Genomic DNA, 13,524 nt, shown 5'->3' with positions numbered 1-13,524 from the left:
CTTCCGTTCATCGGTCGGTTCATCGGCCGGCTCTTGGGCCGGCTCATGGGTCAGCCGTTGCGGCGCAGCGCCTCGGTGAGCCGCACGGCCGCGTCGATGACCGCCTGGGCGTGCATCCGGCCCGGGTGGCGGGTCAGCCGCTCGATCGGCCCGGAGACCGAGACGGCGGCCACCACGCGGTTGGAGGGGCCCCGCACGGGCGCGGAGACCGAGGCCACGCCCGGCTCCCGCTCGCCGATCGACTGGGCCCAGCCGCGGCGGCGCACGCCCGAGAGCGCCGTCGCCGTGAAACGGGCGCCCTGCAGGCCGCGGTGCAGCCGCTCGGGCTCCTCCCAGGCCATCAGCACCTGCGCCGCGGACCCGGCCTTCATCGGCAGCGTGGAGCCGACCGGCACGGTGTCCCGCAGGCCGGACAGCCGCTCCGCCGCGGCCACACAGATCCGCATGTCGCCCTGCCGCCGGTAGAGCTGCGCGCTCTCGCCCGTCACGTCCCGCAGGTGCGTGAGCACCGGGCCCGCCGTGGCCAGCAGCCGGTCCTCGCCCGCCGCGGCCGCCAGCTCGCTCAGCCGCGGACCGAGGATGAACCGGCCCTGCATGTCCCGCGCCACCATGCGGTGGTGCTCCAGCGCCACCGCGAGCCGGTGCGCCGTCGGGCGCGCGAGACCGGTCGCCGTGACCAGCCCGGCCAGCGTCGCCGGACCGGACTCCAGAGCGCTCAGCACCAGAGCCGCTTTGTCGAGTACGCCCACGCCGCTCGAAGGGCCACCAGAGTTGTCCATGCAACGATACTTGCGTCTCACACTGTGAAACGCAAGTTCAATTTTCCGGCGGAAGCGCCAACCTGGAGAGCAAGCAACCCACGAGCACACACATGGACCGGCGGTCACGCCGGCCGGAGGGACAGCGATGGGACGGACACTCGCGGAAAAGGTCTGGGACGACCACGTCGTCACGCGCGCCGAAGGCGAGCCCGACCTTCTCTTCATCGATCTGCACCTGCTCCACGAGGTGACCAGCCCGCAGGCCTTCGACGGACTGCGCAGGGCGGGCCGCCGGGTGCGCCGCACGGACCTCACCATCGCCACCGAGGACCACAACACCCCGACCCTCGACATCGACAAGCCGATCGCGGACCCCGTCTCCCGCACCCAGCTGGAGACCCTCCGCAAGAACTGCGCCGAGTTCGGCGTGCGGCTGCACCCGCTCGGCGACGTCGAGCAGGGCGTCGTCCACGTGGTGGGACCGCAGCTGGGACTGACCCAGCCCGGCACCACCGTCGTCTGCGGCGACAGCCACACCTCCACCCACGGCGCCTTCGGCGCGCTCGCGTTCGGCATCGGCACCAGCCAGGTCGAGCACGTGCTCGCCACCCAGACCCTGCCGCTGGCCCCGTTCCGGACCATGGCCGTCACCGTCCGGGGCGAACTGCCCGAGGGCGTCACGGCCAAGGACCTGATCCTCGCCGTCATCGCCCGCATCGGCACCGGCGGCGGCCAGGGTTACGTCATCGAGTACCGCGGCCCGGCCGTCGAGAAGCTCTCGATGGAGGCGCGGATGACCGTCTGCAACATGTCCATCGAGGCGGGCGCCCGCGCCGGGATGATCGCCCCCGACGAGACCACCTTCGACTACCTCCGGGGCCGCCCCCACGCGCCGGAGGGCGCCGACTGGGACGCGGCCGTCGCCTACTGGCGCACCCTGCGCACCGACGACGACGCCGTGTTCGACCACGAGGTGGTCATCGACGCCGCGGAGCTGTCCCCGTTCGTCACCTGGGGCACCAACCCGGGCCAGGGCGCACCCCTGTCGGCCGACGTTCCCGACCCGGCCTCCTTCGCCGACCCGTCGGACCGGTTCGCCGCCGAAAAGGCCCTGGAATACATGGGATTGACGGCGGGTCAGGCGCTGCGCGACATCCGCGTGGACACCGTTTTCGTGGGCTCGTGCACCAACGGCCGCATCGAGGACCTGCGGGCGGCCGCCGCCGTCCTCGACGGCCGCCAGGTCGCCGACGGCGTCCGGATGCTGGTCGTCCCCGGGTCGGTGCGCGTCTCGCTCCAGGCCGTCGCGGAAGGGCTGGACAAGGTGTTCACCGCCGCCGGGGCCGAATGGCGGCACGCGGGCTGCTCCATGTGCCTGGGCATGAACCCCGATCAACTCGCGCCCGGCGAGAGGTCCGCGTCGACCTCCAACCGCAACTTCGAGGGCAGGCAGGGCAAGGGCGGCCGCACCCACCTGGTGTCGCCCCAGGTCGCCGCCGCCACCGCCGTCCTGGGCCGGCTGGCCTTCCCGGCCGACCTGTCCGACGCGTCCGACGTCCGTACCGCCGTAGGGGTCTGAGACTCATGGAAGCCTTCACCACGCACACCGGCCGGGCCGTCCCCCTGCGCCGCAGCAATGTCGACACCGACCAGATCATCCCGGCCCACTGGCTCAAGAAGGTCACCCGCGACGGCTTCGAGGACGGGCTCTTCGAGGCGTGGCGCAAGGATCCGGAGTTCGTGCTGAACCGCCCGGAGCACCGCGGTGCCACCGTGCTCGTCGCCGGGCCCGACTTCGGCACCGGCTCCTCCCGCGAGCACGCCGTCTGGGCGCTGCAGAACTACGGCTTCAAGGCCGTCGTCTCGTCCCGCTTCGCCGACATCTTCCGCGGGAACTCGCTCAAGAACGGACTGCTGACCGTCGTCCTGCCGCAGGAGACCGTCGACGTGCTCTGGCGGCTGACCGAGGCCGACCCCACCACCGAGGTGACGGTCGACCTGGTCGCCCGACAGGTCCGGGCCGGGGACATCACGGCTGATTTTGAGCTTGACGAGAACGCGCGCTGGCGTCTTCTGGAGGGGCTGGACGACATCGGCCTGACCCTCCGGCACGAGCCGGACATCGCCGCCTTCGAGACCCGGCGGCCCGCGTACAAGCCCTCCACAGCCCAGTCCTGACACGGATTTCGAGCTTCTTCGGCGCCGCGCCGACGCGCTTCCGGGGACCCGGATTTTCGCTGCTCACCCAGGGTTTGACATGATGCGCCCCCTGTCTTCGGACAGGGGGCGCACCGCTTTGTTGAGGCCCTGTGGAGCGACAACTCGCCTCAGATGGCACAATCGGTGCATGGAACGCGACAGCCAACTCGAGCTTTACCGGCTCGTCGCCGACCAACTCAAGCAAGCGCACTCGCGGGTGCGCACACTGCAAGTCCCGGAGGGCGTACGGATGGCGCTGTCCCGGAAGCTGCTGGCCATCACGGCTGCGGCAAAGCACGATCTCTCAGGCGCGGCAAAGCGTCTGGACCGGCTGATGAACGACCTCGACGAGGGCCGTTTCCCCGAAGAGCCCGACCGTGACGGAACTCCGTGATGGTCGAGTTCGTTGCGGCACAAGGGTGATTAGACCGTTTCGTGTTTGATTTGCGGTATATATCTGCCTAACGTGCGAAAAGGCTGGAACGCATTCGTTCCAGCAATGTCTCCGAAGGGGAAGACGTGAACAAGGCGCAGCTCGTTGAAGCGATTGCCGACAAGCTCGGTGGCCGTCAGCAGGCCGCAGACGCGGTCGACGCGGTACTCGACGCGATCGTCCGTGCAGTTGTCGCCGGGGACCGGGTCTCGGTCACCGGCTTCGGTTCCTTCGAGAAGGTCGACCGCCCGGCCCGTTACGCCCGCAACCCGCAGACGGGTGAGCGCGTGCGGGTCAAGAAGACCTCGGTGCCGCGCTTCCGCGCGGGTCAGGGCTTCAAGGACCTGGTGAGCGGCTCGAAGAAGCTGCCGAAGAACGACGTGGCCGTGAAGAAGGCGCCGAAGGGCAGCCTTTCGGGCGGCACCAAGACGACGGCCAAGGCCGCCACCAAGAAGGCCACCGCAAAGAAGGTGACCGCGAAGAAGGCCACCACGGCCGTCAAGAAGACGACCGCGGCGAAGACCACGGCGGCGAAGAAGACCACGGCCAAGAAGGCGACCACCGCCAAGAAGGCCGCGGCGACCACGAAGAAGGCCGCCGCCAAGAAGACGACGGTCACCGCCACCAAGGCCGCCGCCAAGAAGGCGACCACGGCCAAGAAGGCCACCGCCAAGAAGACCACGGCGACGGCGAAGAAGACCGCGCCCGCCAAGAAGGCCACGGCGGTCAAGGCTCCGGCGCGCAAGACCACCGCGCGCAAGACCACCGCCAAGAAGGCCGCCGCCAAGAAGTAAGGCAGCGGACGGCGTCACGCGCCGGGCCGGGCTCCCTCCGGGGAGCCCGGCCCGCGGTGTGTGGACGGAAGACCTTCGCGGGCCCTCGGAAAGTCCGCCGGAAAGTCCGCCGGAAGTCCGGGGCCGGAAGGTCCGCTCGGAAGGTCTGCCTCAGAAGGTCTGCAGCGTCACCAGTGAGATGGTCCGGCCGGACTCCGCGCCGCTCCCGGCGTATTCGATCCGCACCCGCTGGCCGGGGCGCAACAGCCGCAGACCGCCCGCGTCGAACGCGGCCGTGCCGAACGGGACCGGGGTTCCGTCGTCCAGCAGCACGCTGCCGGAGCGGGTCTGGGGGTCGTAGGTGTACGCGGTGGCCTGCATGCCGCCAACCCTACGGCTTGCCCGGCACCCTGCCGCACAGCGGCGGGGGCGGGCCGGGAAAGCCCCGGGAACACCCGGAGAAGGCCGCTCAGTCGGCCCGTACGGGCCGCGGCGCCAGCAGTCCCGCCGCGGCGGCGGCCGTCCGCGGGCCCACGCCCAGGGCCAGCGCCGCCCGCAAATCGTCCTCCGTGTCCACGTCCTGGCGCACGGAATCGACCCCCGCCAGCTCGATCTCCCGCGCCCCCGAAGCCCGGTGACGGGTGCGCGACTGCCCCTCGAACGCCGGAGCCAATTCCATTCCCGGCGCCGCCGCGAGAAGCGTCGTCCCGATTCCCGCCCGGTCCGCGAGAAAAGCGCGCGGGAATTCCGCGGCCGAATCGAGCACCCGCCCGAGTTCCATCGCCCGCAGCGCCGGCAGATCCGCGTTGAGCGTCGCCACCGCCGATCCCGGCCGGCCCGTCCGCACGCTCCGCGCGCCGTGCGCAAGCGCGCCGTTCAGGCCACCGGAACCGCGGTCCGGCTCGGGCAGCACCCGGGCGCCGAGCGCCCCCAGCTCCGCACCCGCCACCGGATCGTCCGTGACGACCACCACATCGTCCACGGCCCGGCAGGACAGCGCGGCGGCCACCGTGTCCAGCGCGAACGCCAGCGCCAGCGCGGGTCTGTCCGGCACGACGGGTCCGCGGCCCCCCACGAGACGGCTCTTGGCCAGGGACAGCGGCTTCAGCGGCACCACCAGCGTCCAGACCACATCCGCCCCCTCTCTCAGCATCAGCCTCATTGTCCCCCGCTGCCGCAGACGCCCGGCGAGCGCGGGGTTACGGTGTTCTCGACAGACCGGGTACCTGGGGCGACACTTGTGCGGCCCCAAGGTTCATACAGCCCCCAGGTCCCAAGAGAAGGGTGTCCGAGTGTCCCGCCACAGAATCGGCTTCTGGTACCGCTTTACGGCGGTGTTGGCAAAACCGCCGCTCGTGGTTCTGTTCAAGCGGGACTGGCGAGGAATGGAGCACATTCCGGCCGACGGCGGTTTTATCACCGCGGTCAACCACAACTCGTATCTCGACCCGCTGTCGTACGCCCACTTCCAGTACAACACCGGCCGCGTCCCCCGCTTCCTGGCCAAGGCCGCCCTGTTCAGGGGCAGCTTCGTCGGCGCGATACTGCGCGGCACCGGGCAGATCCCCGTCTACCGCGAGACCACCGACGCCGCCACCGCCTTCCGCGCCGCCGTCGACGCCATCAACAAGGGCGAGTGCGTGGCCTTCTACCCCGAGGGCACCCTTACCCGCGACCCCGACATGTGGCCCATGGAGGGCAAGACCGGCGCCGCCCGTGTGGCACTCCTCACGCGGGCCCCCGTCATCCCGGTCGCCCAGTGGGGCGCCAACGAGGCCATGCCGCCGTACGCCAAGGAGAAGAAGCTCCGGCTCTTCCCCCGCAAGACGCTCAAGGTCCTCGCGGGCCCGCCCGTCGACCTCGCCAAGTACTACGGCAAGGAGCCCACCGCGGAGGTGCTGCGCGCCGCCACCGACGACATCATGGCCGCCATCACCGCGCTCCTCGCCGAACTCCGCGGCGAGCCCGCCCCCGCCGAGCCGTACAACCACCGCAAGGCCCGCGCCGAGGTCCGCAGGAAGGCCCAGGAGGACACCAAGTGACGCGCTGCGCCGTCTACGGCACCGGATCGTGGGGCACCGCCTTCGCGATGATCCTCGCCGACGCGGGCTGCGAGGTGACCATGTGGGGCCGCCGCGAGACCCTCGTCACCGCCATCAACACCACCCGCACCAACCCCGACTACCTCCCCGGCACCGAGCTCCCCGCCGCCGTACGGGCCACCACCGACCCCGCCGAGGCGGCCGCCGGCGCGGACTTCACCGTCCTCGCCGTCCCCTCCCAGACCCTGCGCGGCAACCTCACCGAGTGGGCGCCCCTGCTGGCCCCCGACACCGTCCTCGTCTCCCTGATGAAGGGCGTCGAACTCGGCACCGCCAAGCGGATGAGCGAGGTCGTCGAGGAGGTCGCCAAGGTCTCCGCGGACCGCGTCGCCGTGCTCACCGGCCCCAACCTCGCCAAGGAGATCGCCGCCCGGCAGCCCGCCGCGGCCGTCGTCGCCTGCCGTGACGAGGCCGTCGCCAAGCGCCTCCAGGCCGCCTGCCACACCGCCTACTTCCGGCCGTACACCAACACCGACGTCGTCGGCTGCGAACTCGGCGGCGCCGTCAAGAACGTCATCGCGCTGGCCGTGGGCATCGCCGACGGCATGGGCCTCGGCGACAACGCCAAGGCGTCGCTCATCACCCGCGGCCTCGCCGAGACCACCCGGCTCGGGCTCGCCATGGGCGCCGACGCGCACACCTTCGCCGGTCTCGCCGGCATGGGCGACCTCGTCGCCACCTGCTCCTCGCCGCTCTCCCGCAACCACACCTTCGGCACCAACCTCGGCCGCGGCATGACCCTCGCCGAGACCATCGCCGTCACCAGGCAGACCGCCGAGGGCGTCAAGTCCTGTGAGTCCGTGCTGGATCTGGCCCGGCGGCACGACGTCGACATGCCGATCACCGAGACCGTCGTGGAGATCGTCCACGAGGGGAAGCCCCCGATGGTGGCCCTCAAGGAGCTGATGTCGCGCAGCGCCAAGCCCGAGCGGCACTGACGCACCCCGTACCACCAGGTAGTCTCGTCGCGATATGAGCAGCGAGACCACCACCCAGAGCCCTGACCGGAGCCGGAAGCCGCGCGTCGCGGTCGTGTTCGGCGGTCGCAGTTCCGAGCACGCGATCTCCGTCGTCACCGCCGGCGCCGTGCTGGCCGCGATCGACCGGACGAAGTACGACGTGCTGCCGATCGGCATTACCACCGACGGCCGTTGGGCGCTCACCGCCGACGACCCCGAGCGGATGGCCATCGCCGACCGCACGCTGCCGAGCGTCGACGAGCTCGCCGAGTCGCCCGACGGCACCGTCGTGCTGCCGGTCGACCCCAACTCCCGCGAGATCGTCCACACCGAGCCGGGCACCATGCCCAAGGCCCTGGGTGAGGTCGACGTCGTCTTCCCCGTGCTGCACGGCCCCTACGGGGAGGACGGCACCCTCCAGGGCATGCTGGAGCTCTCCGGCATCCCCTACGTGGGCGCCGGTGTCCTCGCCTCGGCCGTCGGCCAGGACAAGGAGTACATGAAGCGGGTCTTCATCTCCTACGGGCTGCCTGTCGGCCCGTACGAGGTGATCCGCCCCCGCGAGTGGCAGGCCGACCCGGCCGCCGCCCGCAAGAGGATCGTCGACTTCGCGGGCGAGCACGGCTGGCCGCTCTTCGTGAAGCCCGCCCGCGCCGGCTCGTCCATGGGCATCACCAAGGTCGACGACCTCTCCGGCCTGGACGACGCCATCGCCGAGGCCCAGCGCCACGACCCCAAGATCCTCGTCGAGTCGCTGCTCCGCGGCCGGGAGATCGAGTGCGGCGTGCTGGAGTTCGAGGACGGGCCGCGCGCCAGCGTCCCCGCCGAGATCCCGCCGGTCACCGCGCACGACTTCTACGACTTCGAGGCGAAGTACATCGACTCCGCCGCCGGCATCGTCCCCGCGCCGCTGACGCCGGAGCAGACCGCCCGCGTCCAGGAACTGGCCGTCCGGTCCTTCGACGCCGTGTCCTGCGAGGGCCTGGTCCGCGCGGACTTCTTCCTCACCGAGGACGGCGAGTTCGTCATCAACGAGATCAACACGATGCCCGGGTTCACACCCATCTCCATGTACCCGCGCATGTGGCAGGAGACCGGCGTGAGCTACCCCGAGCTGATCGACACGCTCGTCCGGGCCGCGCTGCGCCGCCCGACCGGACTGCGCTAGTCAACGTACCCGAAGGGGATCGTCTTCTTGACGGCGTCGGCGAGATCGGTGAGCGCACCGAGATCGCCGGCGTCACCGGCGACCTTCTTCGGCAGTGTCACCTCCACCCACACCTCCCGCTGCACCGTGGTACAGCGGACGCTGCCGTCCGGCTGCCGCTCAGGCAGCCACTCGACACCGTCCGCCTCCACCGAGCCCGTGGACGGCGCGTACGTCTTGGAACCCGCCCGGATCACCTCGGGGCGCTGCACCCCGCAGCGCAACGCGATCGCGGGATCGCCCCAGACAGCGGTGAAGTCCGAGACGGGATCGGCGGTACGCCGCTTCATCCCGTCCACGGACTCCGGCAGGACCTTGTGCAGGGCCCGGCAGGGCCCGACCGCCCGGTCCGGCGGCGTGGGCACCGCCGGACCCGCGGGCCCGCCGCCCGCGGCGCAGCCGGAGGCGGCGAACAGGACGACGAGAGCGGGCAGACCGAGCGACCGGCGGAGCGAAGACTTCACCGGGCGAGCATACGGGGGACCTACAGATGGACGACCGGACAGGTCAGCGTGCGCGTGATGCCCTCCACCTGCTGGACCTTGGCGACCACCATCCGGCCGAGCTCGTCCACGGTGTCGGCCTGGGCACGCACGATCACGTCGTACGGACCGGTCACGTCCTCCGCCTGGATCACCCCCGTGATCTTCGAGATGACTTCGGCCACGGTCGACGCTTTGCCGACCTCGGTCTGGATCAGGATGTACGCCTGTACCACGGAACCTCCAGGGCGGCTTCGAGGATCATGTGGGGAGAAGAGACGCCACGGTACCGCGTCGCCGTACGGCGCGGGGAGACCCGCGCTGCCTGCGCGGCGCGGCGAATGTCACAACCGATACTCCTAGGAGGAGCTCAGTGAAAGGCACCGTGGGCGAGTTGGGGGAGTTCGGGCTCATCAGAGAGCTTACTTCCCGGCTCACCACCACCCCTGCGGTCCGGCTCGGGCCGGGTGACGACGCCGCGGTGGTGGCTGCGCCCGACCGCAGGGTCGTGGCCAGTACGGACGTGCTTCTGGAAGGGCGGCACTTCCGCCGCGACTGGTCCACGGCCTATGACGTCGGCCGCAAGGCCGCCGCGCAGAACCTCGCCGACATCGCCGCCATGGGCGCGGTCCCCACCGCCGTCCTCCTCGGTCTCGTCGTCCCCGCCGAACTCCCCGTCACCTGGCCGACCGAGCTGATGGACGGCATCCGCGACGAGTGCCAGGTCGCCGGCGCCGCCGTGGTCGGCGGCGACGTGGTGCGCGGCGACACCATCACCGTGGCCATCACGGCCCTGGGCGACCTGCGCAACCACGAGCCGGTCACCCGCTCCGGCGCCAAGCCGGGCGACGTCGTCGCGGTCACCGGCTGGCTCGGCTGGTCCGCCGCCGGACTCGCGGTGCTCGTCCGCGGCTTCCGCTCGCCCCGCGCCTTCGTCGAGGCCCACCGCCGCCCCGAACCGCCGTACCACGCGGGCCCCGCGGCCGCCGGCCTCGGCGCCACGGCGATGACCGACGTCAGCGACGGCCTCATCGCCGACCTCGGGCACATCGCCGAGGCCAGCAAGGTCCGTATCGACCTGCACACCGCCGCGATCGACGTGCCCACCCAGATGTCCGACATCGGACAGGCCGTCGGCGTCGACCCGTTGCAGTGGGTGCTCACCGGGGGAGAGGACCACGCGATCGTGGCGACCTTCCCGCCGGACGTGAAGCTCCCGGCCCGCTGGAAGGTCATCGGCGAGGTCGTCAGCCCCTCCGCCCTGCCGCAGGTGACCGTCGACGGCGCCCCCTGGGACAAGGCGGGCGGCTGGGACCACTTCGGGGACGACGCGCCCGACGAGTAGATTCGGCGGTATGCCGATACCTCCACGCGTACTGACCGTCGCCGGATCCGACTCCGGCGGCGGTGCGGGCATCCAGGCCGACCTGAAGACCATGCTCGCCCTCGGCGTGCACGGCATGAGCGTGCTCACCGCCGTCACCGCCCAGAACTCCCGCGGCGTGCAGGGGTCCTGGCCACTGCCCGCCGAGGCGGTGCGCGCCCAGTTCCGCAGCGTCGTCGACGACATCGGCGTCCAGGCCGTCAAGACCGGCATGCTCGCGTCCGCCGAGCTCGTGGAGACGGTGGCGGAGCTCCTCACCGGGGTCGGCGCCCCCGTCGTCGTCGACCCGGTCGGCATCTCCAAGCACGGCGACCCGCTGCTCGCCGCCTCCGCGCTCGACACGGTCCGCACGAAGCTGCTGCCCGTCGCGACCGTCGCCACCCCCAACCTCGACGAGGTCGCCTGGCTCACGGGCGTCCGCGTGACCACCGAGGCTGACCTGCGCCGGGCGGCCGACGCCGTACTGTCCCACGGGCCGGCCTGGGCGCTGATCAAGGGCGGCCACCTGGACGTGCCCGAGGCCGTCGACCTCCTCACGGACGGCACCGAGGAACACTGGCTGCGCGCACCGCGCCACGACAACCGCCACACCCACGGCACGGGCTGCACCCTCGCCTCCGCGATCGCCGCCGGGCTGGCACGCGGACACGGGGTGCCGCAGGCGGTGACGGAGGCCAAGGCGTACGTCACGGGTGCGATCGCCGCGGGCTTCCCCCTGGGCCGGGGGATCGGCCCGGTCGACCACGCCTGGCGCTTCCGGGGCTGACGACGGCCGTCTCCCCGGCCCCGCCGAGAAGGGCGAGCGCCGGGGCCGACAGCATCAGGGCCGACGGCATCAGGGCATGCGAAAAACCGGCCCGCCCCAAAGGGCAGACCGGTTGTTCAGGCAACCGGAGGCTGCGCGCTAGCGCGAGACCTTGCCGGCCTTGATGCACGAGGTGCAGGCATTGATCCGCTTCGGCGTGCGCCCGATCACCGCGCGCACCCGCTGGATGTTGGGGTTCCAACGACGGGGGGTACGGCGGTGCGAGTGCGAAATAGCGTTGCCGAAGCCCGGCCCCTTGCCGCAGACGTCGCAGTTGGCAGCCACGGGTTACTCCAAAGACGGGTCATCCCCACTTGCACAGGGACAACAGGCACGTACGGTGAATCCCTGCGTGCCGAAGTCTGAGTGACCGGCAGTATCAGGGGATGTTCCTGATTTTCATCAGGCAACCGGAGCAGCATACATCGACTGCTTCCGTACAGCGAAACTACCATGACTCCCCGGACCCCCGCCGGGCAGCACCCTCGGGTGCTCCCCGCCCACCTCACGGGTCCGCCGCGGAGCGCCCCCGCCTTCCCGCCGGCCGCCCGCCCCGGACCGCGTCGGGACTACGCTGCCGATCACCGTCACACCACCCCGAGGAGTCCGAGGAGGACAACAGGTGCCGCACTCCCTGGACGCCGCCGCGGTGCGCACCTGGTGCGCCCTGGCCCTCGACGCGCTCGGGCGGGCCCGCGAGGAGATCGACGCGATCAACGTCTATCCGGTCGCGGACGGCGACACCGGCACCAACCTCTACCTGACCGTCGAGTCCGCGTCCCGCACCGTCGAGGCGGCCTTCGAGGGCCACGCCACCGCGGACGACGCCTCCCGGGCGGCTCTTCCCGGGCTGTCCGAGGCCGTACGGGCCATGGCCCACGGCGCCCTCATAGGGGCGCGCGGCAACTCCGGCACGATCCTGGCGCAGCTGCTGCGCGGCATGGCCGAGGTCCTGGCGGCGGACGAGTCCCCGGGCGGCCCCGACACCGGGGAACCGCTGCGCAGGGCCCTGTCGCGGGCCGTGGAGTCCGCGTACGAGGGTGTGGCCCGCCCGGTCGAGGGCACCGTGCTCACCGTCGCCTCGGCCGCGGCCAAGGCCGCCGCGCGGACGCCCGGCGCCGCCCCGGACGTGGCCCGCGCCGCCGACGAGGCCGCCCGCTCCGCCCTCGCGGCGACCCCCGGCCAGCTCGACGTGCTCGGCAGGGCCGGGGTCGTCGACGCGGGCGGCCTGGGCCTGGTCGAGGTGCTGGGCGCGCTGGCACGGGCGCTGTCGGGGGAGACGGCCGCCACCGCCACGCGCGCGTGGCGGACGGGAACGCAGGCCGTACGGGCCGCGGACCCGGACGGCGGGACGGAGGCCGCGCACCCCGAGGGCTGCCACCCGGAGCTCCTGACGGGCACCGGCACCACGACGCCCTCCTTCGAGGTGATCTACCTCCTGGAGGCCGACGACGCGGCCGTGGCCCGGCTGCGGACCCGGCTCGACGCGCTCGGCGACTCGCTCGTCGTCGTCGGCGGGGACGGCCTGTGGAACGTCCACGTCCACGTGGACGACGCCGGGGCCGCCGTGGAGGCCGGGATCGAGGCCGGACGTCCCCACCGCGTCCGCATCACCCACTTCGGGTCCGCCGCCGAAGCGGCCCGCACCCGGGAACCCGTGCAGCGGGCCGTGGTCACGGTCGTGCCCGGCGAGGGCCTGGCCGGGCTGTGCGCGGAGGCCGGGGCCACCGTCGTGGCGGCCCGGCCGGGCGAGCCGCCCGCCAGCGGCGAGCTGGTCGAGGCCATCCGGCGCGCGCACGCGCGCGAGGTGCTGCTGCTGCCCAACGACCCCGAGCTGCGGCACGCCGCCGCGGCCGCCGCCGAGCAGGCCCGCACCGAAGGCGTCCGCGTCGCCCTCATCCCGACCCGCTCCGCGGTCCAGGGCATCGCCGCGCTCGCCGTCCACGAGCCGGGCCGCCGCTTCGACGAGGACGTCGTCGCCATGACCGCCGCCGCGGGTGCCACCCGCTACGCCGAACTGGCCGTCGCCGAACGGCAGTCCTGGACCATGGCCGGCGTCTGCCAGGCCGGCGACGTCCTCGGCCTCATCGACGGCGACGTGGCCGTCATCGGCGCGGAGCTCGCGCCCACCGCCGAGACCGTCCTCGACCGCATGCTCGCCGCGGGCGGCGAGATGGTCACCCTCGTCCTCGGCGCGGGTGTGCCGGGTGCCGTGGCCGACCGCCTGGAACGCCATGTCCGCGCCGGACACCTGGCCGTGGACACGGTGGTCTACCGCGGCGGCCAGCAGACGGCGCCGCTGCTGATCGGTGTCGAATGACCGGTGGCGACGGTCCGGTGCCGATGTTCGGTGCCGACGTTCGGCGCCGAACAGGCCGTCGGCCGGGCCGGAGTGCGGGCGGCGGGCGCCGATTGTCAG

General features: G+C 72.1%; 16 protein-coding genes. 10 read left to right on the top strand and 6 right to left on the bottom strand.

The window, feature by feature from the left end:
* Positions 1 to 50: 50 nt before the first annotated feature.
* A complete protein-coding gene (ndgR, locus tag ACWD4A_RS17790) occupies positions 51 to 779 on the bottom strand; it encodes an IclR family transcriptional regulator NdgR (protein WP_451194820.1) in 729 nt (242 codons plus the stop codon).
* A 127-nt stretch (positions 780 to 906) separates the two neighbouring features.
* On the opposite strand from ndgR, the gene leuC reads away from it, so the two are divergent.
* From leuC to ACWD4A_RS17770, 4 genes are all read left to right on the top strand, one after another.
* Positions 907 to 2,340, top strand: a complete 1,434-nt coding sequence (gene leuC / locus ACWD4A_RS17785) for a 3-isopropylmalate dehydratase large subunit (RefSeq protein ID WP_451194818.1) — start codon at positions 907 to 909, stop codon at positions 2,338 to 2,340.
* Positions 2,341 to 2,345: 5 nt separating this feature from the next.
* Positions 2,346 to 2,939 (top strand): 3-isopropylmalate dehydratase small subunit, encoded by a 594-nt coding sequence (gene leuD / locus ACWD4A_RS17780; protein ID WP_451194817.1) that lies wholly within the window; start codon positions 2,346 to 2,348, stop codon positions 2,937 to 2,939.
* 169 nt (positions 2,940 to 3,108) lie between these two features.
* Positions 3,109 to 3,354 carry an SCO5555 family protein gene (locus ACWD4A_RS17775; protein WP_451194815.1) on the top strand — a complete coding sequence of 82 codons (246 nt, stop codon included), beginning with the start codon at positions 3,109 to 3,111 and terminating at the stop codon, positions 3,352 to 3,354.
* A gap of 125 nt (positions 3,355 to 3,479) precedes the next feature.
* Positions 3,480 to 4,187: an HU family DNA-binding protein gene (locus ACWD4A_RS17770; protein ID WP_451194814.1), complete on the top strand. Its 708-nt coding sequence runs from the start codon at positions 3,480 to 3,482 to the stop codon at positions 4,185 to 4,187.
* A 150-nt stretch (positions 4,188 to 4,337) separates the two neighbouring features.
* On the opposite strand, the gene ACWD4A_RS17765 is transcribed toward ACWD4A_RS17770, so the two are convergent.
* Together ACWD4A_RS17765 and cofC are read right to left on the bottom strand one after the other, a co-directional pair.
* Positions 4,338 to 4,547 carry a hypothetical protein gene (locus ACWD4A_RS17765; RefSeq protein WP_451194813.1) on the bottom strand — a complete coding sequence of 70 codons (210 nt, stop codon included), beginning with the start codon at positions 4,545 to 4,547 and terminating at the stop codon, positions 4,338 to 4,340.
* 88 nt (positions 4,548 to 4,635) lie between these two features.
* Complete coding sequence (cofC, locus tag ACWD4A_RS17760) at positions 4,636 to 5,298, bottom strand: 2-phospho-L-lactate guanylyltransferase (RefSeq protein WP_451194882.1); 663 nt, start codon at positions 5,296 to 5,298, stop codon at positions 4,636 to 4,638.
* Positions 5,299 to 5,458: 160 nt separating this feature from the next.
* Between cofC and ACWD4A_RS17755 the strand changes: the two genes are divergently transcribed.
* The 3 genes from ACWD4A_RS17755 to ACWD4A_RS17745 are packed head-to-tail and all read left to right on the top strand — an operon-like array spanning position 5,459 to position 8,395.
* Positions 5,459 to 6,208 (top strand): lysophospholipid acyltransferase family protein, encoded by a 750-nt coding sequence (locus ACWD4A_RS17755; RefSeq protein ID WP_451194811.1) that lies wholly within the window; start codon positions 5,459 to 5,461, stop codon positions 6,206 to 6,208.
* Positions 6,205 to 7,206 (top strand): NAD(P)H-dependent glycerol-3-phosphate dehydrogenase, encoded by a 1,002-nt coding sequence (locus ACWD4A_RS17750; RefSeq protein ID WP_451194809.1) that lies wholly within the window; start codon positions 6,205 to 6,207, stop codon positions 7,204 to 7,206. The genes ACWD4A_RS17755 and ACWD4A_RS17750 overlap by 4 nt, the downstream gene beginning before the upstream one ends.
* 34 nt (positions 7,207 to 7,240) lie before the next feature.
* A complete protein-coding gene (locus ACWD4A_RS17745) occupies positions 7,241 to 8,395 on the top strand; it encodes a D-alanine--D-alanine ligase family protein (protein ID WP_451194808.1) in 1,155 nt (384 codons plus the stop codon).
* Here the strand turns inward: ACWD4A_RS17745 and ACWD4A_RS17740 are convergent.
* Both ACWD4A_RS17740 and ACWD4A_RS17735 read right to left on the bottom strand, forming a co-directional pair.
* Positions 8,392 to 8,898 carry a DUF3515 domain-containing protein gene (locus ACWD4A_RS17740; RefSeq protein WP_451194806.1) on the bottom strand — a complete coding sequence of 169 codons (507 nt, stop codon included), beginning with the start codon at positions 8,896 to 8,898 and terminating at the stop codon, positions 8,392 to 8,394. The genes ACWD4A_RS17745 and ACWD4A_RS17740 overlap by 4 nt on opposite strands.
* Positions 8,899 to 8,918: 20 nt before the next feature.
* Positions 8,919 to 9,152: an Lrp/AsnC ligand binding domain-containing protein gene (locus ACWD4A_RS17735; protein WP_451194804.1), complete on the bottom strand. Its 234-nt coding sequence runs from the start codon at positions 9,150 to 9,152 to the stop codon at positions 8,919 to 8,921.
* Positions 9,153 to 9,289: 137 nt separating this feature from the next.
* Between ACWD4A_RS17735 and ACWD4A_RS17730 the strand changes: the two genes are divergently transcribed.
* Positions 9,290 to 10,261 carry a thiamine-phosphate kinase gene (locus tag ACWD4A_RS17730; RefSeq protein WP_451194802.1) on the top strand — a complete coding sequence of 324 codons (972 nt, stop codon included), beginning with the start codon at positions 9,290 to 9,292 and terminating at the stop codon, positions 10,259 to 10,261.
* Positions 10,262 to 10,271: 10 nt separating this feature from the next.
* Positions 10,272 to 11,066, top strand: a complete 795-nt coding sequence (gene thiD / locus ACWD4A_RS17725; RefSeq protein WP_451194801.1) for a bifunctional hydroxymethylpyrimidine kinase/phosphomethylpyrimidine kinase — start codon at positions 10,272 to 10,274, stop codon at positions 11,064 to 11,066.
* A gap of 138 nt (positions 11,067 to 11,204) precedes the next feature.
* Here the strand turns inward: thiD and rpmB are convergent, their stop codons facing one another.
* Positions 11,205 to 11,390 carry a 50S ribosomal protein L28 gene (rpmB, locus tag ACWD4A_RS17720; protein WP_087926075.1) on the bottom strand — a complete coding sequence of 62 codons (186 nt, stop codon included), beginning with the start codon at positions 11,388 to 11,390 and terminating at the stop codon, positions 11,205 to 11,207.
* A 337-nt stretch (positions 11,391 to 11,727) separates the two neighbouring features.
* On the opposite strand from rpmB, the gene ACWD4A_RS17715 reads away from it, so the two are divergent.
* A complete protein-coding gene (locus ACWD4A_RS17715; protein WP_451194799.1) occupies positions 11,728 to 13,425 on the top strand; it encodes a DAK2 domain-containing protein in 1,698 nt (565 codons plus the stop codon).
* Positions 13,426 to 13,524: the final 99 nt, after the last annotated feature.

This window comes from Streptomyces sp. NPDC002537 (assembly GCF_053594975.1).
Note: the sequence above shows the minus strand (reverse complement) of the source record. Positions and strands in the feature narration are given on the sequence as shown.

Excerpts from the sequence above, each read along its gene's own strand:
- ndgR (WP_451194820.1), bottom strand. The coding sequence starts at position 779 with ATGGACAACTCTGGTGGCCCTTCGAGCGGCGTGGGCGTACTCGACAAA.
- leuC (WP_451194818.1), top strand. The coding sequence starts at position 907 with ATGGGACGGACACTCGCGGAAAAGGTCTGGGACGACCACGTCGTCACG.
- leuD (WP_451194817.1), top strand. The coding sequence starts at position 2,346 with ATGGAAGCCTTCACCACGCACACCGGCCGGGCCGTCCCCCTGCGCCGC.
- ACWD4A_RS17775 (WP_451194815.1), top strand. The coding sequence starts at position 3,109 with ATGGAACGCGACAGCCAACTCGAGCTTTACCGGCTCGTCGCCGACCAA.
- ACWD4A_RS17765 (WP_451194813.1), bottom strand. The coding sequence starts at position 4,547 with ATGCAGGCCACCGCGTACACCTACGACCCCCAGACCCGCTCCGGCAGC.
- ACWD4A_RS17745 (WP_451194808.1), top strand. The coding sequence starts at position 7,241 with ATGAGCAGCGAGACCACCACCCAGAGCCCTGACCGGAGCCGGAAGCCG.
- thiD (WP_451194801.1), top strand. The coding sequence starts at position 10,272 with ATGCCGATACCTCCACGCGTACTGACCGTCGCCGGATCCGACTCCGGC.